The following is a 13,397-nucleotide window of genomic DNA, read 5'->3' on the forward strand; positions in this document are numbered from 1 at the left end:
TTGTGGTGTGCATCGGTCTTTTCTGGCGTTGTCGGGTTGGGTGTTGGTCGGGTTTGGCGTTGTGGTCGATGGGTTTTGTCATGCCGGACTTGATCCGGCATCCAGGTTTGCAGTCATGGACCCCGGATCAAGTCCGGGGTGACAGTCTTTCAAGTTTGGGGTGACAGCCTTTCAAGTCCGGGGTGACATTGCTTCATCAGGGTTTTCATGTCGGCGCTTCAGCGCCGACTTGCGGGCATACCAATTGCGAGCAGACCAACAGCCGTGTGAGTGGGATGGGCGGCCGACGATTTCTGGTACCCCAGCATGAGGAGGCCGCCCATCCCATTCACTCGGCCCTCGAAAGTGGCACACCACACGCACACAAAAGGTCAGCGGTTCACATCAAACAGCACAGCGCCTTTTTTCATCGCACTCTTGGCGATCACGCCACGATGGATTTCGCTGGTGCCGTCATAGATGCGGTAAATGCGGGCATCGCGGTAATAGCGCTCGATGGACAGCTCCTTGCAAAAGCCCATGCCACCAAACACCTGCACCGCACGGTCCACCACGCGGCCTAAAGTTTCTGCGGCGTGCACCTTGACCATGGCGATCTGCTCGCGGGCGTCCATGCCCTGGTCCAGCATCCAGGCGGCGTGGTAGACCATCCAGCGGGCGGCGTTGATCTCGATCACGCTGTCGGCGATCATCTGCTGCACCATCTGGAAGTCACCGATCTTGCTGCCGAACTGCTTGCGCTCATTGGCCCAGTTCAGCATCAGCTCGCACACATGCGTGGCCTTGCCCACGGCGCGGGCACCCACCTGGGCCAGGCGCACCACATTGAGCGCGCCCATGGCCAGTTTGAAGCCCTGGCCCACTTCGCCCAACAGGGCGGCGTCTTCGAGTTGCACATTGTCAAAGAACAATTCCAGGTGCGGCGTGCCGCGCAGGCCCATCATCTTCTGGTCTTTGCCCACGGTGAAACCGGCCAGGCCTTTGTCCACCATGAACATCGAGATTTCTTTTTCGCCGGTTTTGGCCGAGACCAAAAAGAAGTCGCTCCACTCGCCATCGCTGATGAAGTGCTTGGTGCCGTTGAGCACCCAGCCCTTGTCATTCTTTTTGGCGTGGGTTTTGATGCCTGCCGCGTCCGAGCCCGCGCCCGATTCGGTGATGGTGATGGCGCAGGTGCGTGTGCCCGCCACAGCAGGCTTGAGCCAGCGTTCGATCTGCTCGCCCTTGCAGTGCAGCAGAGGTTCGTACACATTGCCAAAAGCGCGGCGGATCAGGATGTCGCTGGTGTGGCCGAACTGTTCTTCGCACAGGATGCGGTCCATGTTGGACAGGCCGCCACCACCCAATTCGGCGGGCATGTTCATGCCGTACAGGCCCAGGGCCTTGGCTTTGTCGTGAATCGCTTGCGCTTTGCTGTTGTCCAGAAAGCCTTTGTCTTCGATCTCGTCTTCGAGAGGTTGCAGTTCTTCGGCGATGAAACGGCGCACCGTTTCGATCATCATCTTTTGTTCGTCGTTGAGAGAAAAGTCCATGGTGGGTCCTTGAGGTTTTTTGTCATGCCGGACTTGATCCGGCATCCAGGTATTCATGTATTCAGGTGCTCAGGTCATCAGCGATGGACCCCGGATCAAGTCCGGGGTGACAGTTGAGGGCGCGGGGTGACAGCGGCGGAGTTCGGGGTGAAAGTGGCGAAGTTTCGCGTTTGAAGCGCAGATCTGTGCTGTTCAAGCACTGCTGAACCACCGTGCCCCAAAGAAGAAAGGCAGGCGGGAGAGTTTTTCAAAACGTCGGAACATGGCTCAGGCTTCCACAAAGGGGCGGCTCTTGGCCAGGCATTCGGCGGCCCAGTCCTGCACCGGGGTGTGGGCTTCGCGGTCAAAGTTCACCACCTCTACGCTGACCGGCAGGTCGGCGGGCAGGGCGTCGAACAGGCCTTGCACATCGATGCTGCCGTCGCCGGGCAGCAGGCGTTCGCAGCGGGCGGTGTGGATCATTTCTTCGGTCGTGAAATTCAGACCCGCTTGGGCATCGCAAATTTGCGCGTAATGCAGCAGCTCGCGCGGGATGGCGCGGATGTCGTCCAGTGTGGTGGTGGAGCGACCAAAGTGCAGCGCATCGACCAGGATGCCTGCGTTGGCGGGCATGCCCGCGTTTTGCACGATGCGCAGCGCCGAAGCAGCGTCTTTCACGGCGGTCCAGGGCATGAACTCAAGATCGGCGGTCATGCCGAAAGGCTTCATCACTTCACACAGGCGGGCGTAGTTGTCGGTCAGGCGTGCTTCGTTGGCGTCGTCGCCGGCCACCAAAATGGCTTTGGCTTTCAGGGCCTCGCCCGCGTCGTACAAGGCATCCCAGGTGTGTGGGTCAAACTGCTCGTTGATGCGGATGATCTCCAGATCGAACACGCCTACGCCGGTGTCGCGTTGTGCGGCCAGTGTTTCGCGCAGGGCTTGCGGCTGATCCAGCAGGTGCTGCTGCGGCGCGCCGGTGGCGTTGGGCCACAGGCGCAGTCCGACAAAGCTGTAGCCCGTTTGCGCTGCGACCCGCACAGCTTCTGCTGGCGTGCAGCGGTGAGAGCTGAGGTAGGCGAGAGAGTAGGTGCGTTGTTTCATGGCATGAATCTGTCATCGCGAGCGAAGCGTGGCGATCCAGAACTGGACTGCCACGCTGCGCTCGCAGTGACGGGGATGGGGATGTACAAAAACGAGGCCATGTTCACCAGAACAGCAAAGACATGTTTTATTTCAAAGGCGACACACCGGTCGGCATGGCGATGGTCGAGACCATGTTCGTGGTCAGGTGGGCTGGACCGCCTTTGGGGGGCCAGATGCCTTGGGCCACGGCTTCGCCGCGGATCTGGCTGCGGGCGTTCAGGCTGTCGTAGGCCCAGATGTTGGTGAAGCGCAGCGGGCCGTCCAGTGCCACCATGGCCACCACGCACGGCGAGAGCTTGTCGCGTGCGGGCACGTACTGCTCCCACAGGTCGATGGTGGGCTGCACGCCACCGGTTTTGATGCCGTAAGTGCGGATTTCGTAGACCGGGCCTGTGATGCCGGACTCGGCACTGGGGCGCACGGGCTTCATCCAGGGGAAGCCTTTGTAGCTGTGCTGTTCCAACGACTGATAAATCTCGCCGCAGCCAAAGGGGTTGGCGCTTTGCTGGGTGCGTTCGCGCTCGGCCTGCAAGGCATCGAGCGTGGCAAAGCCGCGCAGCACGATCATCTGGTTGAGCACGCCGATGTCGGTGAACCAGCAGCCCAGCAACTCGCCTTGGGCTTCGGGGGCGCTGGCAAAGGCCTGTACGTTCGTGGCGGCTTGGCCTGCGGTGCCAAAGGGCAGGGTCATGGTGGCGAGTTCGTAGTACATGGTGTGGGCTTTCTGATGGGTGTGAAGAGGGGCTGTCATGCCGGACTTTGATCCGGCATGCAGTGGGGTGCGGGCATGGACCCCGGATCGAGTCCGGGGTGACAAAGTGTTGGAATCAGGGGATGACAGGGTGCGTGCCGGAGATGACAGGGTGTTGCTCGTCAGGGGGGAGTTGTCCAAGTCGCGGCCAGCGGCGTGGTGGGCGGCGATGAAGCCGAAGGTCATGGCCGGGCCCAGCGTGATGCCGCCGGCTGGGTAGTGGCCGCCCATCATGCTGCTCAGGTCATTGCCTCCGGCATACAGGCCCGGGATGGCCTGGCCTTGGGCGTCAGTGACTTGCGCATGGTCGTTCACGCGCAAACCGGCGAAGGTGCCCAAGCTGCCCATGACGACTTTGACGGCATAAAAAGGGCCACGCTCGATGGGGCCCATGCAGGGGTTGCGCAGGCCGCGGCGCGTGGCCTTGATGGCGTCGCCCTGGATGCGGTTGTAAGGCGTTTCGCCTTTGCCAAAGTCACGGTCTTTGCCGTCTTGCGTGAGCGCGTTGTAGCGCTGCACCGTGGCCTGTAAGGCTTTGGCGTCGATGCCGCAAGCTTGGGCCAGTTCGGCCAGGCTGTGCCCGCGCTTCAGGTAACCATTCTTCAACCAAGGGCCGAGCGGCATGGGCGCAGGCTTGACCACGCCCAGACCGTAGTAGCGGATGAAAGCGTGGTCGCAGACCAGCCAGGCCTCGGGCTTGTGCCCGGCCGGTGTGGCGGCCAGCAGGTCTTGCATGAAGTCGTGGTACGAGTTGGCTTCGTTGGCAAAGCGTTGGCCTTGCGCCGTCACAGCAATCAGGCCGGGTTTGGCGCGCTCGATCAGGTGCGGAAAGTGCGCCACGCTGCCGTCTTGGCGAGGCACCAGCGACACGGGGGCCAGCGCGGCGGCTTGCACCAGAGCGCCCGCCACCACACCACCTGCGGATTCGCCCAAGCGCAGGCCGTCGCCGGTGTTGCCGCGGTTGCCCGCCGACCAGTGCTCCTGACCGGTGGGCGCGTGGGGCAGCAGTTGTTGTTTGCGGGCCGGGTCGTGCGGGAAGCCGCCCGTGGCCAACACCACGCCGCAGCGGGCGTGGATGCTGGTTTCGCCCTGGGGTGTTTGGATCACAGCCCCCGTGACGCGACCGCCGTCCTGCAGCAAGCGCAGGGCAGGGCTGTTCACGCGAATGTCAACGCCCCATTCGAAAGCCGATTTGGCCAGCCTACCGATCAAGGCATTGCCATTGACCAGGCGCGTGCCTCGGTGATGCACCAGCAGGTCGCGCCAGTGGCGAAGCACCAGCTTGGTGACGACCCAGAACGATGCAGGCTTGTGCAGGGCGTTCAAAAAATGCCGCAGCTCCGCGCCTGAGGCGATGCCCATGCCCCACAGCGTGGTCTCGTGCAAAGGCGGTTTGAGGTCATGCAGGCGGTCGCCCAGTTGGCGGGCGTCAAACGGGGCCGCGCAAATCGATCGGCCACCCACGGCCGCATCTGGCGTGTGGCCATGGAAGTCGGGAATAGCGTTGCCATCGATGAACTGCAGCGCGGTGTGTCGGCGGAAGAACTCGACCATGCGCGGGCCGTTGTTCAAAAAGGCCAGCGCCCGTGACTCGTCGAACTTCTCACCCAGCTCGCGGCGCAGGTACGAAAGAGGTTTTTCAATGCGCTCGACGAGGCCCGCCTCCACGGCCAGCGGGTTGCGCGGCACCCACATCCAGCCGCCCGACCAGGCCGTGGTGCCGCCGTATTGCGGGTCTTTCTCGACCACTATGACTTTCAGGCCCAGGTGGGCTGCGGTCACAGCGGCCGACAGCGCGCCCGCGCCGGAGCCGACCACGAGCAGGTCGCAGTGTTCGGGTGTGGGGCTTGCGGCGTTCATCGGCTGGGCCATGTCACACCGCATAAATCGGTTTGCGGCCATCGGTGGGCGAAGCGCTGCCGGTCTCGGCCGTGAGGCTGAAGAAGGGCGAGGCACCGCTCGATGCGGCCAGTTGCTGTGCGGTGCTGATCAGCTCGGGCGCCAGCTCGGCCATTTTTTCGGCGGTGAAGCGCACGGTGGGCCCTGCGATGGTGAGCACACCAAAAGCGGGCTGACCCGCAAAGCGCACAGGCGCTGACATGGCCGACAGGCCCACGGTGTAGGTGTCGGTGGTCAGGCTGTAGCCGCGCTCGCGGGTTTGGGCCACAGCTTCCATCACCGCTTGCAAGCTGGTGGGGGCGGCGGGGCCAAATTGCTCGGGTGACCCCAAGCCTTGTTTGGCCACCAGCGCCAATGCGTCGTTTTCACTCAGGGTGGACAAGAAGGCCCAGCCCGATGAGGAGCAGGACAGGCGGGCATCGCTGCCCATGTCGGGGTCGTAGCGCAGGCCCTGGCGGGCGCCTTGAGCGCGGGCCACCCAGGTCAGGCGTTCGCCATCGACCACCGACAAGCGCACCAACTCGCCTGAGACTTCGGCCAAGCGGTTGAGCAGGGGCTGCGCGATGTCCACGATGCCGCTGTTGCTCAAATAACTCAGGCCCATGGACACCAGTTTGGTGGTCAGCAGGTAGTCGCCGTGGCCGCGCGTCTGGCGCACATAGCCCAGACGCACCAGGTCGGTCAGCAGGCGGTGCGTGCCGCTGCGGGGAATGTCCAGCTGGTCGGCAATCGCGGCCAGCTCCAGGCCTTCACCGTGTTGCGAGAGCAATTCCAGAATGCCCAGGGTTCGTTCGAGGACGCCGCTCATGTGTGTTCCTTCACGCTGTGAATGTGGGGCAGGTTTGGCGTTGGCCCGTGTGCGCCGCTTGCAGCAAGGCTTGCGTGGCTTGCAGGGTGCGCCAGCCGTCCAGTGCCGAGCAAATCGGCGGTTCGAGCCGCTCGGCCACGGCGCGAAAGTGGCGCAGCTGCTGCACGTAGACGTCGATCTCGTGTACCCGGCTTTGCTCGCGCATCATTTCGTGGTGCCAGTGGCGCTCGCCTTCGTAGCGCCACAGCGCCAGATCGGGCAGCGACAGCGAGCCATGCGTGCCCGACAAAAAGTGCGACTGCACGTTTTGGCGCGGATATTGGCTTTGCTCGCCTGCACACAGGTCCCAGCACCAGGGCGAGACGGCGGTGTCCGAGACCGTCATCACTGCTTGCGTGCCAGATGCAAATTCGAACAAGGCCGAGCCGGTGTCTTCCACTTCAAAACCCCGCACGGCGCTGGACAGGCAGCCTTGCACGGCGCGCACTTCACCCAGCAGAAACACCAGCATGTCGATGTCGTGGATCAGGTTGATCAGCACCGGCCCGCCACCGGCTTGGCGGCGCCAGGCCACATCGAAGTAGGCGGCGGGTTTGTAAAAGTTGGCCATCACGTTGGCGCTGACCACTTGGCCCAAGCGCCCGTCCGCAACGATCTGTCGGGCCCTTTGCAAGATCGGGTTTTGGCGACGGTGGTGGCCCACCAGTACCGGCACGGCTGTGTCTTTTTCGTTCTGGATCAAGCGCTCGGCTGCCGCCAGCGTGTCGGCCACCGGCTTTTCGATCAGCACCGCGATGCCGCGTGCCATGCAGTCGGCCGCCACGTCCACATGGGTGGCGTTGGGGGTGGCGATCACCACGCCTTGGGGGCGGGTAGCTTCCAGCAAAGCCTCGTGGTTTTCAAAAACAGGGATGTTTCGCTCGGCGCACCACTGGCGCCCGGCCTGCCCGGGCTCGGCCACGCCCACCAGAGCGAACTCGGGTGTTTTCAGGATGCGCTCGATGTGCGTCCGGCCAATCACGCCAGCGCCAATCACGGCCAGTGGGAACTTTTGCATGGGTCTTTGCGGGTGAGCAAGTGGGTTGATGGGCCGAGTATATTGAATTTTGGAAATAAATTCAAAAGTAGAATCAAATTCCGTTTTTATGTATCATCGCGGCCATGAACTCGAACAAGCCATTGAATCTGGACGGTGCCTCGCGGGTGCACTTCATCGTGGGCGACCCGATTGCCCAAGTTAAATCGCCTGCGGGGGTGAGCCAGGCTTTTCAGGATGCGGGGCTGAACGCCTTGTGCATTCCGGCCCATGTGGCCCCGGCCGATCTGGCCGCTTGGACGGCGGGGGTGTCCTTGTCGAAAAACGTGGACGGCATCATCGTCACCGTGCCCCACAAGTTCGCCTACTTTGATCTGTGCGCCACCACCTCTGACCGAGGCGCTTTTTTGAAGTCCATCAACACCTTGCGCCGCAATGCCGATGGCACTTGGCACGGCGACATGTTCGACGGCCTGGGCTATGTGAAAGCCCTGGCGCTCAAGGGCTGCAGCCTGCAGGGCAAAAAGGCTTTGCTGGTGGGCGCAGGCGGAGCCGGTTCGGCCATCGCCTATTCGTTGGCCACTGGCGGCGTGCGCGAGCTGGCCATCCACGATGCAGACACGGCGCGCCGCGACGCGCTGGTGCAGCGCCTGGCCTCGCTGGGTCAGTGCCGTGTGGTGGTTGGCAGCAGCGATCCGACAGGCTTTGACGTGGCGATCAATGCCACACCGATTGGCATGAAAGAAGGCGATCCGCATCCCATCGATTCGAGCCGCTTCACGCGCGACATGTTTGTCGGCTGCGTGATCACTGCGCCCGCCGTGCCGCCCATGATTGCCGCAGCCCGTGCATTGGGCTGCAACACCCTGACCGGGGCCGACATGTTCGCGCAGGTCAAAGACCTGATGGTCGAATTCTTGATGGGGAAATGAAATGCAAGTGCTGAAGAACGGTCTGGATGGCTTGAAAGACGGCACCGAGTTTGACCTCGTGGTCATTGGTGCAGGTGGCGCGGGTTTGTCGGCGGCGGTGTTTGCCGCCATCGACGGCGCCAAGGTGCTGGTGGTCGAGCGCACCGAATATGTCGGCGGCACCACCGCCTGGTCGGCGGGCACCACCTGGGTGCCGGGCACGCACCACAGCACCAAGGTCAATTCGGCAGACACGCTGGCCGAAGCCGAAAAATACCTGAACCACGCCGTGGGCGAGCAAGCGCCTGCCGCTTTGCGTGACGCCTTTTTGAAGCATGGCGCCGAGGCGGTGGCCCAAATCGAAGCGCAGTCTTCGATGAAGTACCGGCCTTACCCCAAGCACCCGGACTACATCAGTGACTTGCCCGGCTCGACCTTGAACGGCCGTGCCTTGGAGCCCGTGCCTTTCGATGGCCGTTTGCTGGGTGATTTGTTTCCGCTGCTGCGTCCGCCGATCCCCGAATTCACCGTGCTCGGCGGCATGATGGTGGACCGCACCGACATCAACCACTTGTTGGCCATGACGAAGTCTTGGGCCTCGCTCAAGCATTCGGTGGGCATCGTGTGGCGGCACCTGCGCGATCGCTTGACGCATGCACGCGGCACCCGCCTGGTGATGGGCAACGCGCTGGTGGGGCGGTTGCTCCATTCCTTGCAACAACATGACCATGCCACGCTGGCGCTGAACACTTCGGTCGATGCGTTGGAACGCGATGCCAGCGGCCGCGTGGTGGCCGTGCGTTTGAGCAGTGTCACCGGCAATGCCCGCGTGCTGGCTAAAAAAGGCGTGGTGCTGGCCAGTGGTGGCTTCAACCGCGATCCGGTTTTGCGCGCTGAAAAATTGCCCGGCATTCCCGCCGAGTGGTGCCCCGCCGCCCCTGGCCACACTGGCGAGGCGCTGGCCCTGGCACGCGGCCTGGGCGCAGTCGAAGGGCAGGGCGCACAAAGCCCTGCATTCTGGGCGCCGGTCTCTTTACGAAAACGGGCCGATGGCAGCACGGCCGTGTTCCCGCATTTTGTGATGGACCGCGCCAAGCCCGGCATGATCACCGTCAACCGGGCCGGTGAGCGCTTTGTGAACGAGAGCACTTCGTACCACCTGTTTGCGCTGGGCATGCAGGCGGCGCAGAAAGCTGTGCCTGCTTATCTGGTGGCCGATGCCAAAGCCCTGCGTCAATACGGCATGGGCATGGTGCGCCCCGGAGGCAAAGGCCTGGCCCCGTTTTTGGCCGACGGTTACCTGACCGAAGGCGCTAGCCTGGATGTGCTGGCGGACAAGCTGGGCATTCCGGCTGAGGGCCTGACCCGGTCGGTGGCCGACAACAACGCTTTCGCCAAGACCGGTGTGGACACACAGTTCCAGCGCGGTGTCACGGCCTACCAGCAGAACATCGGTGATGCCGCAGCCGGTCGCCCCAACCCCAACTTGGGTGCGATCAGCGAGGGCCCCTTCTATGCGGTCAAGCTCTACCCCGGCGACATTGGCGCAGCGCAAGGCCTGCAGACCAACGAACACGCGCAGGTGCTCAATGCTCAGGGGCAAGTGATCGCGGGCTTGTATGCGGTGGGCAACGACATGAATTCCATCATGGGCGGGGTGTACCCCGCACCCGGCATCACGATTGGACCGGGTTTGGTGTTCGCCTTTTTGGCGGCGCGACATGCAGTGGCGGCACCCACGACCCTCGGGTTTAACCCCTAATTCGTTCGTTCATCGAACGTTTTTGCGCGATCATCGAACTATTGTCCCCTGTCTGTTGGCAAGAATTCTGAAATTGAGCACTACATTCCCAACACCTTGCCCTGCATGGAAAAACGTTTTTTCAACCCCCTGGCCGTGCACGCTGGCCTGATTCCACCAACGAGGAGACCTCTGTGAAAGCTACCCTGAAAACCCTGGCCGTCTGCGCTGCACTGGCCGTGTCTGGCCAGGTTCTGGCCCAAGACATCAAGATTGCCAACATCGTTGAACTGTCTGGCCCCGGCACCACCGCTGGCACCGTGTTCAAGAACGGTGTGGAGCTGGCCATCAAGGAAATCAACGCCGCTGGCGGCATCCTGGGCAAGAAAATCAGCTACACCACCGAAGACACCCAGACCAACCCTGGCGTGGCCAAGGGCTTGACCCAAAAGGCGGTGGACAACGACACCTTCGCCATCTTTGGCCCCGTGTACTCCGGCTCCATCATGGTCTCCATGGCCGAGTCCAAGCGTGGCGAAACGCCCAACTTCACCGGTGGTGAAGCCGCTGCGATCACCGCACAAGGCAACCCTTATGTGTTCCGCACGGCCTTTGGTCAGAGCGTGTCCTTCCCCAAGTTGGCCAAGTTCATCAACTCCAAAGCCAAGACTTTGGCCATCGTCTATGTGAACAACGACTTCGGCAAAGGCGGTCGTGACACCCTGACCAAACTGCTGGAAGGCACCTCCACCAAGATCGTGGCCGACATCTCGACCGACGCTGGCCAGGTGGACTTTTCTGCCGCTGTTTTGAAAGCCAAGCAGACCGATGCCGACGCAATTTTCGTTTACACCAACGAAGAAGAATCTGCCCGTGCCCTGCGCGAGTTCCGCAAGCAAGGTGTGAAGAAAATGCTGATCGGTGAAACCACCCTGACCGGTCAAAAAGTGATCGAGCTGGCCGGTGAAGCCGCCAACGGCGCTTTGGCCCACGTGGGTCTGACGGTCGATGCACCCGCGTTCAAGGCCTTCGGTGCCAAGTACAAGGCCGAATACAAATCTGAGTCGGACCACAACGGCATCAAGGGTTACACCGGCATGTACGTGCTCAAGGCCGCGATGGAAAAAGTCGGCAAGGTCGACCGCAAAGCCACGGCTGCTGCAATTCGCAACAGCTGCTTCAGCGCCAAGCAACACCCCGGCATCTTGATGGACGTGTGTTTTGACGACAAGGGTGATCTGGACCGCGAAAGCTTCCTGGTCGAGGTCAAGAACGGTCACCCTGTGATCAACGCCACCTTGCCAGCTTTGAACGCCAAGAAGTAATTCGCTTTCGTGAATCAAGGCGGGCTCCTGTGGGGTCCGCCTTTTTTCCGGCCAAGTGGGACGTTTCAGCCCGCGCAGGCAGCCTGTGGATGGCCTGCATTCCCCGTTTTCGGAGTTCACCCATGACCGACTTTTTACAACTCTTCTTCAGTGGCCTGGCCACCGGCAGCATTTATGCGCTGGCGGCCTTGGGCTTCACCTTGCTGTGGCAGGCGTCCGGCACCATCAACTTCGCGCAAGGCGAATTCGTCATGCTGCCCGCCTTCATGATGGTGATGCTGATGGGCTCGGGCCTGTCGCTGTATGTCGCCTTTGCCCTGACCATCGTGCTGTCGGTGCTGATTTTGGGCTGGCTGTTCAAGCGTGGTCTGGTGGACCCCCTGTTCAAGTACGGCATGATGCCGATCGTCGTGGCCACCATCGGCCTGTCGATCGCCATGCGCAACGGTGTGCGCGCGGGTTACAGCGCCGAGCCCCAACCCTTCCCCCAAGTGTTCCCCGACGTGATCTTTGATGTGATGGGTGTGACGTTCTCGGCCAGCGATGTCGGCACCTTTGTGCTGGCCATGGTGCTGGTGCTGGTGACCCAGTCCTTCCTGAACAAAACCGTCACGGGCCGCGCCATGCAGGCGGTGGCGCAAAACACCGAGAGCGCTTCGGTGCTGGGCATCAATGTGCCGCGCATGATTTTCTACACCTTCGCGATCAACGCGATGCTGGCGGCCGCAGCGGCCCTGCTGGTGACCCCCACATACCTGGCCAAGTTCGACATGGGCGAGGGCCTGGGCAACAAGGCCTTCTTTGCGGCCATCATCGGCGGCTTCAACAACTCGCGCGGCGCACTGCTGGGCGGCTTGCTGGTCGGCGTGTGCGAGAACCTGGCTGCGGCCTACATCTCGCCCGCCTACAAAGATGCGGTCGCGCTGATCATCTTCATGGTCGTGATCCTGTTCAAGCCCCAAGGCCTGCTCGGCAAGAAAGAGGAGCGCAAAGTATGAAAAAGCTCAACCTGTTGTTCGCGCTGGTCGCTCTGGCCGCGCTGGTGGTGGTGCCCAACTTCCTCAAGAACTACGGCATCCACATGTTCACCACCTGGCTGGTGTTCATCATCGCCACCATGGGCCTGAACCTGACGGTGGGTTACGCCGGTCAGAAGTCGCTGGGTCACGCCGCCTTCTTTGGCATTGGCGCGTACACCGTGGCCATCTTCCTCAAGGCGGGCTTGAGCTTCTGGCTGGGTCTGCCAGTGGCGGCTTTGTTCTGCTTTGTGGTGGGTCTGGCGCTGGGCTTTCCGGCGCTGCGTGTGCAAACCATTTACCTGGCCTTTGCCACCCTGGGTTTCAACACCGCCTTGTGGCTGGTGATGCGCAACGAAGAGTGGCTCACAGGCGGCACTTACGGCATCAACAACATCGCACGCCCCAGCCTGGGCGGCATCAGCTTCGATGGCAACCTGGCTTATTACTACCTGGTGCTCACCTTCACCGTGGTGCTGGCGCTGCTCTTGTGGGGCCTGCTGCGCTCGCCCTGGGGCAAGGCCTTCACGGCGCTGCGCGACAACGCGATCCGCGCCGAGAGCCTGGGCATCGACACCCGCAGCTACACGCTGCTGAGCTTCGCCATTGGCGCGGTCTATGCCGGTGTGGCCGGTGGCCTGTATGCCTCGCAAGTGCAGTTCATTGACCCGGCTTTGTTCACCGTCGGCGCGTCCATCATGATGTACCTGATGGTGGTGGTCGGTGGCCCAGGTTACTTCCTCGGGCCGGTGCTGGGCTCTGCTGTGGGTGTGGTTTTGCCCGAGTGGCTGCGTTTTGCGCAAGCCTGGTATTTGTTCGTGTTCGGCGCCGCCGTGGTCGTGCTCATGATCTGGCTGCCCGATGGCTTGCTCAGCATCCCTGACCGCCTCAAGGCGCGCCGCCAATCGCGTGAGGCTTCGGCCGCCCGCGCTGCCCAAGGAGTCAAAGCATGATCCAGCCCGTCCTCAAAGTCACCAACATGAAAAAGGCCTACGGTGCGATCCAGGCCGTCGGTGGTGTGTCCTTCGAAGTGCGCCCTGGCGAGATCTTCGGCGTGATTGGCCCCAACGGTTCGGGCAAGACCACCTTGTTCAACAGCATGCTGGGCCAGATCACACCCGACGAGGGAAAAATCGAACTCAACGGCCAGGATGTCACCACACTCGGCCCGCTGGAGCTGAACCGCCGTGGCGTGGGCCGTACCTTCCAGACGCTGCAGGTGTTTGGCAAGATGACCGTGCGCGACAACCTGATCG

The 13,397-nt window shown here is 62.2% G+C and carries 11 protein-coding genes; 6 read left to right on the top strand and 5 right to left on the bottom strand.

The genetic code is table 11. The annotated features are described in order from the left end of the window. Positions 1 to 371: 371 nt before the first annotated feature. The 5 genes from Q1W40_RS13860 to Q1W40_RS13885 form a co-directional block, all read right to left on the bottom strand. Positions 372 to 1,532: an acyl-CoA dehydrogenase family protein gene (locus Q1W40_RS13860; protein WP_300713058.1), complete on the bottom strand. Its 1,161-nt coding sequence runs from the start codon at positions 1,530 to 1,532 to the stop codon at positions 372 to 374. Between the two features lie 267 nt (positions 1,533 to 1,799). Next, positions 1,800 to 2,612 carry a TIM barrel protein gene (locus Q1W40_RS13865; RefSeq protein WP_300713060.1) on the bottom strand — a complete coding sequence of 271 codons (813 nt, stop codon included), beginning with the start codon at positions 2,610 to 2,612 and terminating at the stop codon, positions 1,800 to 1,802. 127 nt (positions 2,613 to 2,739) lie between these two features. Further along, complete coding sequence (locus Q1W40_RS13875; protein ID WP_315168330.1) at positions 2,740 to 5,265, bottom strand: FAD-dependent oxidoreductase; 2,526 nt, start codon at positions 5,263 to 5,265, stop codon at positions 2,740 to 2,742. 13 nt (positions 5,266 to 5,278) lie between these two features. Then, positions 5,279 to 6,112 (bottom strand): IclR family transcriptional regulator, encoded by an 834-nt coding sequence (locus tag Q1W40_RS13880; protein ID WP_300713062.1) that lies wholly within the window; start codon positions 6,110 to 6,112, stop codon positions 5,279 to 5,281. A 10-nt stretch (positions 6,113 to 6,122) separates the two neighbouring features. After that, complete coding sequence (locus tag Q1W40_RS13885; RefSeq protein WP_300713064.1) at positions 6,123 to 7,169, bottom strand: Gfo/Idh/MocA family oxidoreductase; 1,047 nt, start codon at positions 7,167 to 7,169, stop codon at positions 6,123 to 6,125. Between the two features lie 104 nt (positions 7,170 to 7,273). On the opposite strand from Q1W40_RS13885, the gene Q1W40_RS13890 reads away from it, so the two are divergent. The 6 genes from Q1W40_RS13890 to Q1W40_RS13915 form a co-directional block, all read left to right on the top strand. Continuing rightward, positions 7,274 to 8,080: a ThiF family adenylyltransferase gene (locus Q1W40_RS13890; protein WP_300713066.1), complete on the top strand. Its 807-nt coding sequence runs from the start codon at positions 7,274 to 7,276 to the stop codon at positions 8,078 to 8,080. A gap of 1 nt (position 8,081) precedes the next feature. After that, positions 8,082 to 9,821 carry an FAD-dependent oxidoreductase gene (locus Q1W40_RS13895; protein WP_300713068.1) on the top strand — a complete coding sequence of 580 codons (1,740 nt, stop codon included), beginning with the start codon at positions 8,082 to 8,084 and terminating at the stop codon, positions 9,819 to 9,821. Positions 9,822 to 10,006: 185 nt separating this feature from the next. Beyond that, positions 10,007 to 11,125, top strand: a complete 1,119-nt coding sequence (locus tag Q1W40_RS13900) for an ABC transporter substrate-binding protein (protein ID WP_300713078.1) — start codon at positions 10,007 to 10,009, stop codon at positions 11,123 to 11,125. 122 nt (positions 11,126 to 11,247) lie between these two features. After that, positions 11,248 to 12,123: a branched-chain amino acid ABC transporter permease gene (locus Q1W40_RS13905; RefSeq protein ID WP_300713070.1), complete on the top strand. Its 876-nt coding sequence runs from the start codon at positions 11,248 to 11,250 to the stop codon at positions 12,121 to 12,123. Then, entirely contained in the window at positions 12,120 to 13,094 is a 975-nt protein-coding gene (locus Q1W40_RS13910; protein ID WP_300713072.1) for a branched-chain amino acid ABC transporter permease, read from the top strand. Before Q1W40_RS13905 ends, Q1W40_RS13910 begins: the two co-directional genes overlap by 4 nt. Then, positions 13,091 to 13,397, top strand: a 307-nt coding sequence (locus Q1W40_RS13915; protein WP_300713074.1) for an ATP-binding cassette domain-containing protein, incomplete at its 3' end; no start/stop codon positions are given. The genes Q1W40_RS13910 and Q1W40_RS13915, both read left to right, overlap by 4 nt.

Origin of the sequence: Limnohabitans sp. (genome assembly GCF_030158565.1) — a bacterium.
Lineage (GTDB): Bacteria > Pseudomonadota > Gammaproteobacteria > Burkholderiales > Burkholderiaceae_C > Limnohabitans_A.

Bases quoted from the DNA above. Each gene is read 5' to 3' on its own strand.
- Q1W40_RS13860 (WP_300713058.1), bottom strand. From the start codon at position 1,532: ATGGACTTTTCTCTCAACGACGAACAAAAGATGATGATCGAAACGGTG.
- Q1W40_RS13865 (WP_300713060.1), bottom strand. From the start codon at position 2,612: ATGAAACAACGCACCTACTCTCTCGCCTACCTCAGCTCTCACCGCTGC.
- Q1W40_RS13875 (WP_315168330.1), bottom strand. From the start codon at position 5,265: ATGAACGCCGCAAGCCCCACACCCGAACACTGCGACCTGCTCGTGGTC.
- Q1W40_RS13880 (WP_300713062.1), bottom strand. From the start codon at position 6,112: ATGAGCGGCGTCCTCGAACGAACCCTGGGCATTCTGGAATTGCTCTCG.
- Q1W40_RS13885 (WP_300713064.1), bottom strand. From the start codon at position 7,169: ATGCAAAAGTTCCCACTGGCCGTGATTGGCGCTGGCGTGATTGGCCGG.
- Q1W40_RS13890 (WP_300713066.1), top strand. From the start codon at position 7,274: ATGAACTCGAACAAGCCATTGAATCTGGACGGTGCCTCGCGGGTGCAC.
- Q1W40_RS13895 (WP_300713068.1), top strand. From the start codon at position 8,082: ATGCAAGTGCTGAAGAACGGTCTGGATGGCTTGAAAGACGGCACCGAG.
- Q1W40_RS13905 (WP_300713070.1), top strand. From the start codon at position 11,248: ATGACCGACTTTTTACAACTCTTCTTCAGTGGCCTGGCCACCGGCAGC.
- Q1W40_RS13910 (WP_300713072.1), top strand. From the start codon at position 12,120: ATGAAAAAGCTCAACCTGTTGTTCGCGCTGGTCGCTCTGGCCGCGCTG.